Annotated in this window: 13 protein-coding genes and 1 pseudogene; 8 read left to right on the top strand and 6 right to left on the bottom strand. The window is 71.0% G+C overall.

What is annotated here, in order from left to right; translation table 11 throughout:
• Positions 1 to 143 precede the first annotated feature (143 nt).
• Positions 144 to 1,013, top strand: coding sequence for an enoyl-CoA hydratase family protein (locus tag ACIOJD_RS19765; RefSeq protein WP_401915106.1), 870 nt, complete (start codon positions 144 to 146; stop codon positions 1,011 to 1,013).
• The gene (locus tag ACIOJD_RS19760; RefSeq protein WP_401915104.1) at positions 998 to 3,295 is read left to right on the top strand and encodes a bifunctional salicylyl-CoA 5-hydroxylase/oxidoreductase; all 2,298 of its coding nucleotides are present in this window, start codon (positions 998 to 1,000) and stop codon (positions 3,293 to 3,295) included. The genes ACIOJD_RS19765 and ACIOJD_RS19760 overlap by 16 nt, the downstream gene beginning before the upstream one ends.
• Here the strand turns inward: ACIOJD_RS19760 and ACIOJD_RS19755 are convergent.
• Positions 3,282 to 4,130 carry a PaaX family transcriptional regulator C-terminal domain-containing protein gene (locus ACIOJD_RS19755; protein WP_401915103.1) on the bottom strand — a complete coding sequence of 283 codons (849 nt, stop codon included), beginning with the start codon at positions 4,128 to 4,130 and terminating at the stop codon, positions 3,282 to 3,284. The genes ACIOJD_RS19760 and ACIOJD_RS19755 overlap by 14 nt on opposite strands.
• Before the next feature lie 38 nt (positions 4,131 to 4,168).
• On the bottom strand, positions 4,169 to 5,803 hold the full coding sequence (locus ACIOJD_RS19750) for an AMP-binding protein (RefSeq protein ID WP_401915100.1): 1,635 nt from the start codon (positions 5,801 to 5,803) through the stop codon (positions 4,169 to 4,171).
• Positions 5,804 to 5,903: 100 nt separating this feature from the next.
• Between ACIOJD_RS19750 and ACIOJD_RS19745 the strand changes: the two genes are divergently transcribed.
• Positions 5,904 to 7,043, top strand: a complete 1,140-nt coding sequence (locus ACIOJD_RS19745; RefSeq protein WP_401915099.1) for an acyl-CoA dehydrogenase family protein — start codon at positions 5,904 to 5,906, stop codon at positions 7,041 to 7,043.
• Positions 7,040 to 7,450, top strand: coding sequence for a RidA family protein (locus tag ACIOJD_RS19740; RefSeq protein ID WP_401915096.1), 411 nt, complete (start codon positions 7,040 to 7,042; stop codon positions 7,448 to 7,450). Before ACIOJD_RS19745 ends, ACIOJD_RS19740 begins: the two co-directional genes overlap by 4 nt.
• Before the next feature lie 142 nt (positions 7,451 to 7,592).
• Here the strand turns inward: ACIOJD_RS19740 and ACIOJD_RS19735 are convergent, their stop codons facing one another.
• Positions 7,593 to 8,414, bottom strand: a complete 822-nt coding sequence (locus ACIOJD_RS19735; RefSeq protein WP_401915094.1) for an NAD(P)H-binding protein — start codon at positions 8,412 to 8,414, stop codon at positions 7,593 to 7,595.
• A gap of 114 nt (positions 8,415 to 8,528) precedes the next feature.
• On the opposite strand from ACIOJD_RS19735, the gene ACIOJD_RS19730 reads away from it, so the two are divergent.
• The 3 genes from ACIOJD_RS19730 to ACIOJD_RS19720 are packed head-to-tail and all read left to right on the top strand — an operon-like array spanning position 8,529 to position 10,421.
• The gene (locus ACIOJD_RS19730; RefSeq protein WP_401915092.1) at positions 8,529 to 8,921 is read left to right on the top strand and encodes an ArsR/SmtB family transcription factor; all 393 of its coding nucleotides are present in this window, start codon (positions 8,529 to 8,531) and stop codon (positions 8,919 to 8,921) included.
• Positions 8,918 to 10,018: an ACR3 family arsenite efflux transporter gene (arsB, locus tag ACIOJD_RS19725; protein WP_401915089.1), complete on the top strand. Its 1,101-nt coding sequence runs from the start codon at positions 8,918 to 8,920 to the stop codon at positions 10,016 to 10,018. Before ACIOJD_RS19730 ends, arsB begins: the two co-directional genes overlap by 4 nt.
• The gene (locus ACIOJD_RS19720) at positions 10,011 to 10,421 is read left to right on the top strand and encodes an arsenate reductase ArsC (RefSeq protein WP_401915086.1); all 411 of its coding nucleotides are present in this window, start codon (positions 10,011 to 10,013) and stop codon (positions 10,419 to 10,421) included. The genes arsB and ACIOJD_RS19720 overlap by 8 nt, the downstream gene beginning before the upstream one ends.
• Positions 10,422 to 10,578: 157 nt before the next feature.
• Here the strand turns inward: ACIOJD_RS19720 and ACIOJD_RS19715 are convergent.
• From ACIOJD_RS19715 to ACIOJD_RS19705, 3 genes and pseudogenes are all read right to left on the bottom strand, one after another.
• Positions 10,579 to 10,797, bottom strand: a pseudogene (locus ACIOJD_RS19715) (alpha/beta hydrolase); the annotation flags it as partial.
• 397 nt (positions 10,798 to 11,194) lie between these two features.
• A complete protein-coding gene (locus tag ACIOJD_RS19710) occupies positions 11,195 to 11,512 on the bottom strand; it encodes a hypothetical protein (protein ID WP_401915084.1) in 318 nt (105 codons plus the stop codon).
• A 374-nt stretch (positions 11,513 to 11,886) separates the two neighbouring features.
• Complete coding sequence (locus tag ACIOJD_RS19705; protein WP_401915081.1) at positions 11,887 to 12,840, bottom strand: glycoside hydrolase family 6 protein; 954 nt, start codon at positions 12,838 to 12,840, stop codon at positions 11,887 to 11,889.
• Positions 12,841 to 13,541: 701 nt separating this feature from the next.
• Between ACIOJD_RS19705 and ACIOJD_RS19700 the strand changes: the two genes are divergently transcribed.
• Positions 13,542 to 15,296 carry an FAD-dependent oxidoreductase gene (locus ACIOJD_RS19700; RefSeq protein WP_401915079.1) on the top strand — a complete coding sequence of 585 codons (1,755 nt, stop codon included), beginning with the start codon at positions 13,542 to 13,544 and terminating at the stop codon, positions 15,294 to 15,296.
• Positions 15,297 to 15,319: the final 23 nt, after the last annotated feature.

Here is a 15,319-nt window from a genome sequence, read left to right as displayed (position 1 = left end):
CGAGTGATACGGTTCCTGGGCGGGGCTTGTGCCGACGGGCCGTACCGGCGGCCTCGGCGGACTCGTACGGAGCGGCACGGCAGACGGCACGGCAGGCAGCGCGACAGAGCATCCGCAGCATCAGCTGAAGGAGGCCGCACTCCATGAGCCACTCCCCGAATCCCTCCCCGAGCCAATCCGGGAGCCCCTTTTCCGGCTCCGCGCCCCGTACTCAGGAGTGGCGCCATCTCCGGCTGACGCGGGACCCGGACGACGGGGTCGCGACCGTCACCCTCGCCCGCCCCGAGAAGCTCAACGCGCTCACCTTCGGCGCCTACGCCGACCTGCGCGATCTCCTCGCCGAGCTGTCCAGGGAGCGTTCCGTACGCGCTCTCGTCCTGGCCGGGGAGGGGCGCGGCTTCTGCTCGGGCGGGGACGTGGACGAGATCATCGGCGCCACACTCGCCATGGACACCACCCAGCTGCTCGACTTCAACCGGATGACAGGACAGGTCGTCCGGGCGATCCGCGAGTGCCCCTTCCCGGTGATCGCCGCCGTGCACGGAGTCGCCGCGGGCGCCGGTGCCGTACTGGCGCTCGCCGCCGACTTCCGGATCGCCGAACCCTCCGCCCGGTTCGCCTTCCTCTTCACCCGCGTCGGTCTCTCCGGCGGTGACATGGGCGCGGCCTATCTGCTGCCCCGGGTGGTCGGGCTCGGGCACGCGACCCGGCTGCTGATGCTAGGCGAGCCGGTACGCGCGCCGGAGGCCGAGCGGATCGGCCTGATCAGCGAGCTGACCGACGAGGGCCGGTCCGGCGCACGGGCCGCCGAGCTGGCCCGCCGGCTCGCCGACGGACCGGCCCTCGCCCACGCCCAGACCAAGGCCCTGCTCACCGCCGAACTGGACATGCCGCTCGCCGCCGCCGTCGAACTGGACGCCGCCACCCAGGCGTTGCTGATGAACGGCGAGGACTACCGGGAATTCCACGCCGCATTCACCGAGAAGCGGGCGCCGAAGTGGCAGGGCCGCTAGCCGTGGCCCGCGCCCCGCGCGTCGCGGTCATCGGCGGCGGACCCGGCGGGCTGTACGCGGCGGCCCTGCTCAAACGGCTCGACCCCGCCCGCGAGATCACCGTCTGGGAGCGCAACGCCCCCGACGACACCTTCGGCTTCGGTGTCGTCCTCTCCGACGAGACCCTCGGCGGTATCGAACACGCCGACCCCGTCGTCCACCGGGCGCTCCAGGGCGAGTTCGTCCGCTGGGACGACATCGACATCGTCCACCGCGGCCGGACCCTCACCTCGGGCGGCCACGGCTTCGCGGCCCTGGGCCGGCGCAGACTGCTGGAGATCCTGCACGAGCGCTGCACGTCCCTCGGCGTACGGCTCCGCTTCCGCACCGAGGCGCCGCCCGCCGCCGAACTCGCCTCCTCCTACGACCTGGTGGTCGCCGCCGACGGCGTCCACAGCCTCACCCGTACCGCCCACGCCGACGTCTTCAGGCCCACCGTCACCACCCACCGCTGCCGTTATGTCTGGCTCGCCGCGGACTTCGCGTTCGACGCGTTCCGCTTCGAGATCGCCGAGACCGCGCACGGCGTGATGCAACTGCACGGCTATCCGTACGCCGAATCGGCGAGCACCGTCATCGTCGAGATGCGCGAAGAGGTCTGGCAGGCGGCCGGATTCGCGGACCTCGACGAGCGGGAGTCCACCGAACGCTGCGCCAAGATCTTCGCCGACGCCCTCGGCGGGCGTCCGCTCCGCTCGAACGCCTCGTCCTGGACGGCCTTCCGTACCGTCGTCAACGACCGCTGGAGCCACGGCAATACGGTGCTGATCGGCGACGCCGCGCACACCGCCCACTTCTCCATCGGCTCCGGCACCAAGCTCGCCGTCGAGGACGCCCTCGCGCTCGCCGCCTGTATCGAGGAGCAGCCGGATCTGCCGTCCGCGCTCGCCGCGTACGAGAACGAGCGCCGCCCGGTCGTCGCGTCCACCCAGCGCGCTGCCGCGGCCAGCCTGCGCTGGTTCGAGGAGCTGGCCACGTACACCGGCCAGCCACCACGCCAGTTCGCCTTCGGCCTGCTCACCCGCAGCCGCCGGGTCACCCACGACAACCTGCGGCTGCGCGACCCCGCCTTCACCCGGACCGTGGAGGAGGACTTCGGCTGCCCGCCCGGCACGCCCCCGATGTTCACCCCCTTCCGGCTGCGCGGACTGACCCTGCGCAACCGGGTCGTCGTCTCACCCATGGACCTGTACTCCGCGGTCGACGGCGTCCCCGGCGACCTCCATCTCGTCCACCTCGGCGCGCGCGCCCTGGGCGGCGCGGGCCTGGTGATGACCGAGATGGTCTGCGTCAGCCCCGAGGGCCGGATCACCCCGGGCTGCACCGGCCTCTACACCCGCGAACAGGGCGACGCCTGGCGCCGCGTCACCGCGTTCGTCCACGCGTCCTCACCCGGCACCGCCATCGGCGTCCAGCTGGGGCACGCGGGGCGCAAGGGCTCCACCCGGCTGATGTGGGAAGGCATGGACGAGCCCCTGCCGACCGGCAACTGGCCGCTGTCCGCCGCCTCCCCGCTGCCGTACCGGCCGGGCGTCAGCCAGATCCCGCACCAGCTCGACCGCCGCCAACTCATCGAAATACGCGAGCAGTTCGCCTCCGCCGCCCGGCGCGCCCAGCGCAGCGGCTTCGACCTGCTGGAACTGCACTGCGCCCACGGCTACCTGCTCTCCGGCTTCCTCTCCCCCCTCACCAACCGTCGTACGGACGCGTACGGCGGTTCGACGGCGGCGCGGCTGCGCTTCCCCCTCGAAGTCTTCGACGCCGTACGCGCGGACTGGCCCGAGGACCGGCCCATGACGGTCCGGATCTCCGCCACCGACTGGGCGCCGGGCGGGACCACCGCCGAGGAGGCCGTCGAGATCGCCCGCGCCTTCGCCGCGCACGGCGCCGATGCCATCGACGTCTCGACCGGCCAGGTGGTGCCCGACGAGAAGCCCGAGTTCGGCCGTTCGTACCAGACGCCGTTCGCGGACCGCATCCGCAACACCCTGTCCGTCCCGGTCATCGCCGTCGGCGCCATCTCCTCCTGGGACGACGTCAACTCCCTTGTGCTCGCGGGCCGTACGGATCTGTGCGCGCTGGCGCGTCCCCATCTGTACGATCCGCACTGGACGTTGCACGCGGCGGCCGACCAGGGATACGAAGGCCCGGCCGCGCCCTGGCCGTTGCCGTACCGCGCGGGCAGCCGCACACCCCCGGCGGGCCGCACCGACGATCCGAAGCCGCGCCTCACTCTGCGGTGAGCGGGCGCTGTACGAACTCCAGCCCGGCGTCGCGCAGCCGGGTGTGCAGCTGGGCGAAGACATCGGCGGACCGTTCGCCCGGCCAGTTCTCCGGCAGCAGTTCGGCGGGCAGGCCGGGGTCGGCGTACGGCAGCCGGCGCCAGGAGTCGAGCGCGAACAGGTAGTCGCGGTAGGCGTCGGTGTTCCGCTCCAGCGCCCTGTCCCGCTCCTCCGTCATGTTCCGCTCCTCCCACCCGCGCAGTACCGGCTCGTGCGCGGCCAGGAACTCCTCGTGCAGGGCGGCGATCGCGTCGAGGTCCCACCAGCGGGCCACCGCGCGGTCCGTCGCCTCGAAACCGAGGTGCTCGCCGGTGAACAGGTCGACGTACGCGTCGAGTTGGAGCCGCCGCAAGGTGTGCCGGGTCTCCTCGTACAGCCGCCCCGGCGCGATCCAGACACCGGGCGCCGCCGTCCCGAAGCCGAGCCGCCCCAGCCGTGAACGCAGCAGATGACGCTTGTGGCGCTCGGCCTCGGGGACGGAGAAGACGGCCAGCACCCAGCCGTCGGAGAGCCGGGGCGAGGGGCGGGCGTAGATCCGCCGGTCGCCGTCGTCGAGCAGCTGGCGGGCCTCCGCCGACAGGACGTATCCGGCCGCGCCGTCCACCGTGCGCTCCGGGATCAGCAGACCGCGCCGCTTGAGCCGGGAGACGGCCGAGCGCACGGAGGGCGCGTCGACGCCGAGGGCTCCCAGCAGGCGGATCAACTCCGCGACGGGGAGCGGGGATTCGTCCGGTGTGCGGCCGTACGCGCCGTACAGGGTGACGATCAGGGAACGGGGAGTGTGCTGCTCGGCCACGTGATCACCTTAGGTCCTCCCCGTTCTGCGTGATCACCTCAGGGGGTGCCGTACGGGCCCGGACCGCGCAGCCGGAAGCGCTGGAGTTTGCCGGTGGGGGTGCGGGGGAGGGCGTCCAGGAAGACGATCGCGCGCGGGCACTTGTACGGCACCAGCCGGGCCCTGACGAAACCACGCAGCGCCTCGGCGGTGCCCTCGTCGCGCGCCACCCCGTCCCGCAGTACGACATACGCGGCGACGATCTCGCCGCGCAGCGCGTCCGGACGGCCGACCACCGCCGCTTCCACCACATCGGGATGGGCCAGCAGCGCGTCCTCGACCTGCGGGCCGGGGATGTTGTAACCGGCCGAAATGATCATGTCGTCGGCGCGGGCGACATAGCGGAAGTAGCCGTCCGGCTCGCGTATGTAGGTGTCGCCGGTCAGATTCCAGCCGCCCTGTACGTACTCCAGTTGGCGCGGATCGGACAGATACCGGCAGCCCACCGGGCCGCGTACGGCCAGCAGTCCCGGCTCCCCGTCGGGCACCGGCGCACCCGAACGGTCCACGACGCGCGCCTGCCACCCCGGCACCGGCACCCCGGTCGTGCCCGGCCTGATCGCGTCGTCGGCGGCCGAGATGAAGATGTGGAGCAGCTCGGTCGCCCCGATGCCGTTGATGACACACAGCCCGGTCCGCTCGTGCCAGGCCCGCCAGGTGTCGGCGGGCAGATTCTCACCCGCCGACACACAGCGCCGCAGGGAGGAGATGTCGTACGGCTTCGACCTCAGCTCGTCGAGCATCACGCGGTACGCGGTCGGCGCGGTGAACAGGACCGACACCCGGTGCTCCGCCACCGCCGCCAACAGCTGGGCGGGGCGGGCCTGTTCGAGCAGCAGCGCCGATGCCCCGGCCCGCATCGGGAAGAGCATCAGCCCGCCGAGGCCGAAGGTGAAACCGAGCGGCGGACTGCCCGCGAAGATGTCGCCCGGCTCCGGGCGCAGCACCTGACGCGAGAAGGTGTCGGCGACGGCCAGCACATCGCGGTGGAAGTGCATGCACCCCTTGGGCCGGCCCGTCGTCCCCGAGGTGAAGGCGATCAGCGCCACATCGTCCGCCGCCGTCTCCACCGCCGCGTACCGCTCCGGCCTGCCGTCCGCCAGCCGCAGCAGATCGTCCGGCGCGTCCCCGCCGTACGCCGTGATCCGCAGCCCCGGCACCTCCGCCTTGACCAGGTCGTCCAGCGACCGGATGTCACACAGGGCGTGGCGGACCCGGGCGATCTCGCACATGGTGGCCAACTCGTGCGCCCGCTGCTGGGCCAGTACGGTGACGGCCACCGCACCCGCCTTGAGCACCGCCAGCCAGCAGGCCGCCAGCCAGGGGGTCGTGGGCCCGCGCAGCAGCACCCGGTTTCCCGGCACCACGCCCAGATCGGAGGTCAGGACGTGGGCGATCCGGTCGACCCGCCCGCGCAGCTCCCCGTACGACCAGATCTCCCCCGAGGGCGTCCGGAAGACGGGGCGGTCCGCGCCGAACCGCTCGGCCGTGCGGTCCAGCAGCTCGGCGGCGCAGTTGACCCGGGCGGGCGAGCGCGTCCCGGGCGGCAGGGGGAGGAGGTGGGGCCACTGCTCGGCGGGCGGGAGATGGTCGCGCGCGAAGGTGTCGATGTGGGCCGACGGGGTCAGCTCCATGGTTCGCCCCCTGGTCATCGTCGGGGTCGTTCATCGAGCGTATCGTGAAGTTGACGACAGTCAACGGTCCGCGATAAAGGCGTAGGAAGTGGGAGCTGGGATGCCCGTATTCTCGCTCGATCCGGTACAGACCGACTGGTGCGCGCAACTGCGGGCCCTGGCCGAGGAGCAGCTGCGCCCGCTCGTGGAGAAGGGTGAGCCGGGCCGGGTGAACCGGCCCCTGATCGCGGCGCTCGGCGAACTCGGCCTGCTGGAAAAGCTGTTCGGGCGCGCGAACGCGGACGACCAGGGAGCCGGAGCCGGCGCGCTGGACCTCTGCCTGCTGCGCGAATCCCTCGCCCAGGGCTGTACGGAGGCCGAGACCGCGCTCGCCCTCCAGGGCCTCGGTACGTACCCCGTCGTCCAGGCCGGTACCGACCGCCAGCGGGCCCACTGGCTGCCCGAGGTGCGCGCCGGCCGCGCCGTGGCCGCCTTCGCGCTGAGCGAGCCGGGCGCCGGTTCCGATGCCGCCGCGCTCGCCCTGCGGGCCGTACCCGACGGCGACGGCTGGCTGCTGACCGGCGGGAAACGCTGGATCTCCAACGCCCCCGAGGCCGACTTCTACACCGTCTTCGCCCGCACGGAGGAGGGCGCAGGAGCGCGCGGAGTCACCGCCTTCCTCGTCCCCGCCGACCGGCCGGGACTGACCGGCTCCCCGATCGAGATGCTCTCCCCGCACCCCATCGGCGCCCTCGCCTTCGAGACCGTGCCCGTGTCCCGCGACGATGTCCTCGGCGAGGTGGGCGGAGGCTTCCGGGTCGCCATGAACACCCTCAACCTCTTCCGCCCCAGCGTCGGCGCCTTCGCCGTCGGTATGGCGCAGGCGGCCCTGGACGCGACGCTCGGCCACACGGCGGACCGGACCGCGTTCGGCGGCCCGCTCAAGGACCTGCAATCGGTCGCGCACCAGGTCGCGGAGATGGCGACCCGTACCGAGGCCGCGCGGCTGCTGGTGTACGCGGCGGCCGAGGCGTACGACACCGGCGCACCGGACGTGCCCCGGCGCTCGGCGATGGCGAAGCTGTTCGCGACCGAGACCGCGCAGTACGTCGTCGACGCCGCCGTGCAACTGCACGGCGCCCGCGCCCTCCAGCGCGGACACCCGCTGGAGCACCTGTACCGAGAGGTCCGGGCGCCACGGATCTACGAGGGCGCCACCGAGGTCCAGCGCACCATCATCGCGAAGGAGTTGTACGGATGAGCCTGGAGCGCGTCAACCCCGCCGGTCTCTCCCCGGCCACCGGTTTCTCGCACGCGGTCACCGCCACCGGCGGCCAACTGGTCCTCCTGGCCGGACAGACCGCGCTCGACGGGGCCGGGAAGGTCGTGGGGGAGACACTTCCCGCCCAGTTCGAGCGGGCACTCGGCAACCTCCTGACCGCACTCGCGGCGACGGGCGGCGGCCCGGACGACCTCGCCCGGGTGACCGTCTACGCGACGGACATCGCCGACTACCGCGCCCACGCCGCCGAACTCGGCCGCGTCTGGCGCCGGTTGGCGGGCCGCGAGTATCCCGCGATGGCGGTGATCGGGGTCGTACGGCTCTGGGACGAACAGGCCCTGGTCGAACTGGACGGGATCGCGGTCCTGCCGCATCCGAAGCCGTAGCGGACATGCGGGCCGCCGCAGGCGCCGCCGGCAATGTGCGGCCGGCGCCGACGGCGGTGGAAGAACCGGCGGATGCCCGCGGCGAGTTGAACCTGGTCGCGAACCCGGTTACCTGTGGAGAGGGGCGAAGGAAGCCGGGTTGTCACGGACGGAAATCGTCGGCGTGGTCCTGCGCCCACTCCGGGAACGTCTGGGCAGGCATTCCGGTGAGCTTTTCGACGATGGCGGAGGTCTCGGGGGTGGTCTCGGCGCCGGCCTCCCACGCGCGCATGATCGCCTCCACTCCCATCGCGGGCATCGTCCTGCCCAGATCGGCCCGCGCCTGTTCGGGTGTGACCGTCTCGATGGCGATCTTCCTGCCAATGGCCGAGCCGATGTGCCCAACCTGTTCACGCAGGGTGAGTACCTGCGGCCCGAACAGTGTGTACGCCTGTCGCCCATGCCCCCGTTCGGTCAGCGCCGTCACCGCGAGGGCGGCCATGTCCCGCTCGCTGACGGGAGCCGTCAGCGCCTCCGGGTACGGAAGCCGCACAGCTTCCCCGCCCTTGATCGCCTGTGTCCACCACCATCGGGTGTTGGTCGCGAACATTCCCGGCCGGACGAAGGTCCAGGACAGCCCGGACTCCTCCAGTGCCGATTCCACGACCCGATGATCCCGAGCGATCGGATTACGGTCGGCGCCGGGCTGCACGACCGCCCCGGACGACAACAGCACCACGTGCCGCACCCCGGCCGCACGAGCGGCCGCCACGAACCCGTCGATGCCCGTGGGTTTGGCGTAGAGAAAGACCTGCGACGCGCCCTCCAGCGCGGCGGGCAACGTCTCCGGCACGTCCAGATCCGCCGCCACGTGGGCGGCGTCCCCTGTCCTGCTCGTCGACCGGACCGGCACGCCCAGGGCCGCCAGACCTCCGGCGACAAGGCGGCCGACGTTCCCCCGTGCGCCGAAAACAACCGTGACCATCGTGCGGGCCTCCCCTGAATGCGGTGTCTCGGGACGTTGGTTCCCGAAGTCCTCGTCCCAGTATTGATCAGGTTCACACTTGCATGTTGAATCGAAAAGTTTCAACATAGAAGAATGTCGATACAGGAGCCGGTGATGCTCGGCCAGGATGGCGCCGGTGCGGACGGATGCCGCCCCACCCTGCTGACCGCGCCGATGGACGAGGGCCAGGCCGAGACGCTGGCGAAGGTGTTCAAGGCCCTGGGCGACCCGGTGCGGCTGCGGCTGCTGTCGATGATCGCCTCACGCGCGGGCGGGGAGGTCTGCGTCTGTGACCTCACCCCGGCCTTCGGCCTGTCCCAGCCGACGATCTCCCACCACCTCAAGCTCCTGAAGCAAGCCGGGCTCATCGACTCCGAGCGGCGCGGGACGTGGGTGTACTACCGGCCGCTGCCCAGGATGACCGACCGCCTGGCCGCGATCCTCACCCGCCCCGCCGAACCCGAATCCGCCGGGGCCGTCTCGTGAGCACCGAAGTCACCACCACGGCGGCGCCCGCAGGGCCGGTGGCCGGACAACTGTCGTTCCTCGACCGGTTCCTCGCTGTGTGGATCCTGATCGCGATGGCCACCGGCCTCGGCCTCGGCCGCCTTGTTCCCGGCCTGGGGGACGCGCTCGCGAAGGTCACCGTCACCGGCGTCTCGCTGCCGATCGCGCTCGGCCTGCTCGTGATGATGTACCCGGTCCTGGCCAAGGTCCGCTACGACCGCCTGGACACCGTCACCCGCGACCGACGCCTGCTCATCCCGTCCCTGGTACTGAACTGGATCGTCGGCCCGGCCCTGATGTTCGCTCTGGCGTGGGTCTTCCTCCCGGACCTGCCCGAATACCGCACCGGCCTGATCGTCGTCGGCCTCGCCCGCTGCATCGCCATGGTCATCATCTGGAACGACCTCGCCTGCGGCGACCGCGAGGCCGCCGCCGTCCTCGTCGCCCTGAACTCGGTGTTCCAGGTTTTCGCGTTCGGCCTGTTGGGCTGGTTCTACCTGAGCGAGCTGCCCGGCCTGCTCGGCCTGGAGCGGACCGCACTCGACGTGTCCGTATGGGAGATCGCCCGCAGTGTGCTGATTTTCCTCGGCATCCCCCTGCTGGCCGGGTTCCTCACCCGTCGCCTCGGAGAGAAGGCCAAGGGGCGCACCTGGTACGAGACGGAACTGATCCCCCGGGTCGGCCCGTTCGCCCTGTACGGGCTGCTGTTCACCATCGTCGTGCTCTTCGCCCTCCAGGGCGACGCGATCACCACCCGCCCCCTGGACGTCCTACGGATCGCACTGCCACTGCTGGTGTACTTCACCGTGATGTGGGCCGGGTCCATGGCCGTCGGCCGAGCGGTCGGCCTGGACCACCCGAAGGCAACCACGCTGGCGTTCACCGCCGCGGGCAACAACTTCGAGTTGGCCATCGCGGTTGCCATCGCCACCTTCGGAGCCACGTCCGGCCAGGCCCTCGCCGGGGTCGTCGGTCCCCTCATCGAGGTCCCTGTCCTGATCGGCCTGGTCCATGTCGGCCTGACAGCCCGCCGCTTCTTCCCTCAATCCGCACCGGAAGGTTCCGTCCGTGCCTGAGAACCCGAAGCCGACCGTACTGTTCGTATGCGTCCACAACGCCGGCCGCTCGCAAATGGCCGCCGCGTTCCTGACCCACCTCGCACACGGCCGCGTCGAAGTACGCTCAGCGGGCTCCACACCGGCCGGCACCGTGAACACGGCCGTGGTCGAGGCGATGAACGAGGCCGGCATCGACATCTCGGCCGAAACCCCGAGGGTACTGACCGTGGAAGCCGTACAGGCGTCCGACGTCGTGATCACCATGGGCTGCGGTGACACCTGCCCGGTGTTCCCCGGCAAGCAGTACCTGGACTGGACGCTCGACGACCCGGCCGGGCAGGCCATCGAGGTGGTACGGCCCATCCGCAACGAGATCGAGCGACGCGTCCGTGTGCTGCTCGCCGAACTCACCGCCTCCTGAAAACCGGCCCAAGCTCGAGCCCGAAGGCGCTCATCCGTACTTCGACGGTGCCGCCTCGGACGGGGAAGGCGGCAGGAAGTCCGGACTCGGCGCGCGACACCCGCCAGGTACAGGTGGGCTTCGGCCTCGCCGGACGACTGATCCGCTCCCGGCCGCGCTACTCGCTCGGCTCCGCCGCGCAGGCGAGGTCCTGCGGCGGGCGCTGTCCGGCGGTCAGGAAGGTCGTCACCGCGTCCTTCGCGCATGTGTTGGGTCCGAACGGATGGACACCGTGCCCGCCCTGGTCGCCGGTCACCATCGTGGCCCGCTGTCCGAACGCCCGCCGCAGCTCCTGGGCGCCGGCCGGCGGCGTTCCCGGGGCGCGTTCGTTCGGCTCGCCCAGCGCCGCCCGGGGTCAGCAGCACGCCGCGACGCTGCGAGGGCTCCTTGCTCGCCGGCCGGGAGATCGCTATCTCGATCTGCCGGCCGCCGGGATCCCGGTAGTCCAACGGGACTTCGAGCGTCGAGCACTCGAGCCGGGGCGCGGCGACCTTCTCCGGGCACGCGCCCCAACGCACGGTGTCCGGCGTCGCCGCCACCGACACTCCCGGAATCGTGGTCGCCGCCACCGCCGTGGCGGCGAGGGCGAGGGACAAGGTTCTGCGCATCTGATGTCCTCCTGAAAGGGCGTACGTTGGCGCACGGGCGCACACGTACGGCGGGAACGGGCGGGCTCGGGACGGCGCCGCCCCAGGGTCTTTCGTGTGGATCCGGCCTGATCCAAACGAAAGACCCTAGGTGTCGAGCACCGACTGGCCCAGGACCTGGCTCATGACCACGACCGGCGAACGGTCGGCCGCCGGGACAACCGCGTCGGCGACGGCCCTGCCCAGATCGGGTGGGAGATCGGTCGGCGCGGACCGGTCCAGGATCACGGCGATCTGGGAGCGCATCCCCCGCAACCGTTCGATGGACGCGGCCAGTTCGGTGTCCAGCGCGCGCAGCGCCTTCTCGGGGTGTTCGTCGGCGTCGCCCAGCTCGGTGATGTGCTTGAGCGAGAGCCCGAGCCCGGTCAGGCGTGTGATGCGCAGTACGCGGACGAGGTGGGACACGCCGTACCTCTTGTAGCCGTTGGCCCCGGCGTTCGGGCTCGGGGAGCAGGCCGGCCTCGTGGTAGTGCCGTACCGCGCGCAGCGTCGTGCCGGCCGGCTCGGCGAGTTGACGGGTACTCCACCCTACGATGTCCCCCCGGACCCAGGTTCTCCGCGACGCGGACGCGTCGATGCCTCCAGCGGAACCCATGCCGCTGCGGCATGGTCAAGGCGATCTCGCGGGTGGGCCGGCGGCTCTCCTGAAGGCGTGGCCTTACGTGGTGGGGCGGAGGAGTCGTTCGTGGCGGCGGAGAGCTTCGGCGAGCCCGTCCGGCACGTGGCCGAACGGGCTGGGCCGCCGGTGGGATCCGCGGGGGCGTCGACTCGGTCTACGGTCAGACGCCGTCGATCAGGCGGACCGCGATGTCCGGACTGAACACCCCGGCCGGGACCGTGGGGGCAATGCCGCACTGTCCGTCCGAGTTGCCCGGCGTCTTGATCCAGAGCAGCATGTCCGCTCCGCCGCCGGTCTGGGGCGGTGTGCCCAGCTTGCGGCCGGCCGGGTTGCACCACTCGCCGCTGGAGCCCTTGCCGTTGCCGTTGCGGCTGGTGTCGACGACAAAGCCGGCGGCGCCGCCGAGTTCCGAGTCGACGGAGGAGGCATACGAAACGGACGCGCCGGTGCTGTAGTAGTTGGAGACATTGACGGAGAAGCCGCGGATGTTGTGCACGCCCGCCGAGTTGAGACGGCTCGCCATGGTGGCCGGGGCAACCCAGCCGGCGTTGCCGCCGTCGAGGTAGGCGGAGGTGTTGGGCGCCTTCTCCCGGAATTTCTCGGTGGCGTAGCGGAGCATGTCCAGGCGTTCCTGGATCTGTGCGGCGGACATGCAGGCGAAGTCGCCGAGCGCGTCCGGTTCGATGACGACCACCGCGGGCTTCGTCCCGATGGCCGCGGCGAAGGACGCGATCCAGGTGCGGTAGGCGCCGACGCTTCCCGCACCGCCGCCCGAGTGGCCGCCGCAGGCGTCACGGCCCGGGATGTTGTACGCCACGAGGACGGGGAGCTTGTCGTGGCTGTCCGCGGCACCGACGTAGCTCGCGACACTCGACGCGCTGCTGCCGGTGCCGAACCAGCGGGCGATCGGCCGCGAGCCTATGGAGGAGTGGATACGGGCGGCCCGCGAGTCGCCGGGGTTGTCGCGGGCCCAGGCGGCCGGTGAGGAGTCCGGGCTGACGTAGAACCCACTGGTCAGCGTGGTGGGGTCGGCGGCGGACGCCGGGTGGGGGACGAGGAGTGACATGGCGCCGAGGGCGACCGCGAGGGCAGCACCCGCGAGCAGGCGGGGCATACGTCGGGATACGGATCGCACAGGCACACGTGACTCTGCGGTCATGGCGAATTCTCTTTCTGCGCAAGGGTGTTGCGGGGCAAGGAACACACTCCACCGGCGTCGGCGGGCTGTCCACACGTCCGCGGCGAGCGGCCCGTCCGTTCCAGCGCGTCGCGCGGTCGCGGCCGAGGCCCTTGAAGGGCAGCCCACAAGCCGGCCGGCGAACCCGTCATCACCTCGCCGTGCTTGAGGAGTCGTCATGCCGAACGGCACCCATGCAACGCCACGCATGCAACGGCACCCATGCAACGCCGCGCATGCAACGGCACCCATGTAACGCCGCGTGTAAAGGCGCTCACATATCGCCGCTCGCCATGGCGATACTCACATGGCGATACTCACATGGCGATGCTCTCGTAACGATCCGCGACACATCCCGCGCGCATATCGCGCCGACCCCGCCCGGGGAACCGTCCCCGGGCGCGGTCGCGATTACCGGGAAAATAGAGGCAGTTCGGCGACGGAGCCCGAGAGTTCATGAACATTCGGCGAAGTGTATTCACTTCCCGTCCATATGTTGCACACGAAATGGACCGCGTTGCTGATCGCTTTTCAAGGGGTGCTCACAAGCCCGTAGTTGAAGGGTGCATTATGCGGGCTAGTATTTCGGCACCACTTGCGCCGTCCCCCTCACCTTTGCGAACAGGAGTGGCTCAGCCGTGCAGAGAATTGAGACCGATGTCCTTGTCGTGGGCACTGGTCCCGCGGGGGCAGGCGCGGCGCTCGCCCTCAGCACCTACGGTGTGCCGAACATCGCCGTGACCCGCTACGGCTCCCTCGCGGACACGCCCCGGGCGCACATCACCAACCAGCGCACGATGGAAGTCCTGCGCGACCTCGGAGTCGAGGACCGGGTGGTGGCGCAGGCCACGCCGCAGCACCTGATGAGCAACACCGTCTTCTGCTCCAGCCTGGCCGGTGAGGAGCTGGGCCGGCTGCGTTCCTGGGGCAACGACCCGCTGGTCCGCGCGCGCCACGAACTCGCCGGCCCGAGCCGCATGTGCGACATGCCCCAGCATCTGCTGGAACCGGTGCTCGTCGAAGCCGCCGTATCCCGTGGCACCTCGCTCCGATTCGATACCGAGTATCTGTCGCACGAGCAGGACGACGAAGGCGTCACCGCGCTGGTCAAGGACCGGCTGCGCGGCGACCGTTACGAGATTCGCGCCAAATACCTCATAGGCGCCGACGGCGGTCGCAGCAGAGTCGCCGAGAACTCCGCCCTGCCGGTCAATGGCCGCACTGGCATCGCGGGCAGCCTCAACATCGTCTTCGAGGCCGATCTCAGCGCCTTTACCGCCCACCGTCCCGGCACCCTTTACTGGGTACTCGCCCCCGGAGCGACCGTCGGCGGGATAGGCGCGGGGCTGGTGCGCTGTGTCCGCCCCTGGAACGAATGGATGGTGGTCTGGGGTTACGATCTGGACCAGGGCGCGCCCGAACTCACCGAGGAATACGCACTGTCGGTGATACGCCCCCTCATCGGCGACGACACCGTACCCGTGAAGATCACCTCCACCTCGTCGTGGACGGTCAACCAACTCTACGCCGAGCGTTACCGGGACCGCCGGGTGCTGTGCGCGGGCGACGCCGTGCACCGTCATCCGCCGTCCAACGGTCTCGGCTCCAACACGTCCATACAGGATGCCTACAACCTGGCCTGGAAGCTGAAACTCGTCCTCGACGGCACCGCTTCGTCCGCCCTGCTGGACACCTACGACGCCGAGCGGGTCCCGGTGGGCAAGCAGATCGTCGAGCGCGCCAACAAGAGCATCGGCGAGACCCTGCCCCTCTTCGAATCGCTCGACCTGCTCTCGACCGACGACCCGGACGAGTTGTGGGGCCGGGTGGAGGCGCGCAAGGCCGCCACACCCGAGGGCGAGTCGGCCCGGGGCAGGCTCCGCGAGGCCATCGCCGCCAAGGTGTACGAGTTCAACGCGCACGGTGTGGAGATGAACCAGCGCTACGACTCGGCGGCGGTCGTTCCCGACGGCACCCCCGATCCCGGTTTCGCGCGGGACGCCGAACTGCACTACCAGCCGACGACCCGGCCGGGTGCGCGGCTGCCCCACGCCTGGATCACACGCGGACGGACCGGTCTGTCCACACTGGACCTCGGCGGACAGGGCCGGTTCACCGTGATCACGGGCATCGGCGGCGACTGCTGGCTGGAGGCGGCCGAGGCCGCCTCCCGGCGCTGGGGACTGGAGATCGCCACCGCGGTCATCGGCCCCGGGCAGGAGTACGAGGACCCGTACGGCGACTGGGCGCGACTGCGGGAGACCGGTGACGGCGGCTGCCTGCTGGTACGCCCCGACAACCACATCGCCTTCCGCCACCCCGGCGCGGATCCCGCGGCGGCGAAGCTTCTCACCCTCGCACTGGGGCAGATCCTGGCCCGGGACGGTGAGTGAGACGTAACGAAGACCGCCACGCA

Source organism: Streptomyces sp. NPDC088116 (assembly GCF_044741745.1).
GTDB lineage: Bacteria > Actinomycetota > Actinomycetes > Streptomycetales > Streptomycetaceae > Streptomyces.
The sequence above is the reverse complement of the archived record's forward strand: the minus strand, read 5'-3'. Positions and strand labels throughout refer to the sequence as shown.

Bases quoted from the DNA above. Each gene is read 5' to 3' on its own strand.
- ACIOJD_RS19730 (WP_401915092.1), top strand. From the start codon at position 8,529: ATGTCGATACAGGAGCCGGTGATGCTCGGCCAGGATGGCGCCGGTGCG.
- ACIOJD_RS19740 (WP_401915096.1), top strand. From the start codon at position 7,040: ATGAGCCTGGAGCGCGTCAACCCCGCCGGTCTCTCCCCGGCCACCGGT.
- ACIOJD_RS19765 (WP_401915106.1), top strand. From the start codon at position 144: ATGAGCCACTCCCCGAATCCCTCCCCGAGCCAATCCGGGAGCCCCTTT.
- ACIOJD_RS19735 (WP_401915094.1), bottom strand. From the start codon at position 8,414: ATGGTCACGGTTGTTTTCGGCGCACGGGGGAACGTCGGCCGCCTTGTC.
- ACIOJD_RS19745 (WP_401915099.1), top strand. From the start codon at position 5,904: ATGCCCGTATTCTCGCTCGATCCGGTACAGACCGACTGGTGCGCGCAA.
- ACIOJD_RS19705 (WP_401915081.1), bottom strand. From the start codon at position 12,840: ATGCCCCGCCTGCTCGCGGGTGCTGCCCTCGCGGTCGCCCTCGGCGCC.
- ACIOJD_RS19750 (WP_401915100.1), bottom strand. From the start codon at position 5,803: ATGGAGCTGACCCCGTCGGCCCACATCGACACCTTCGCGCGCGACCAT.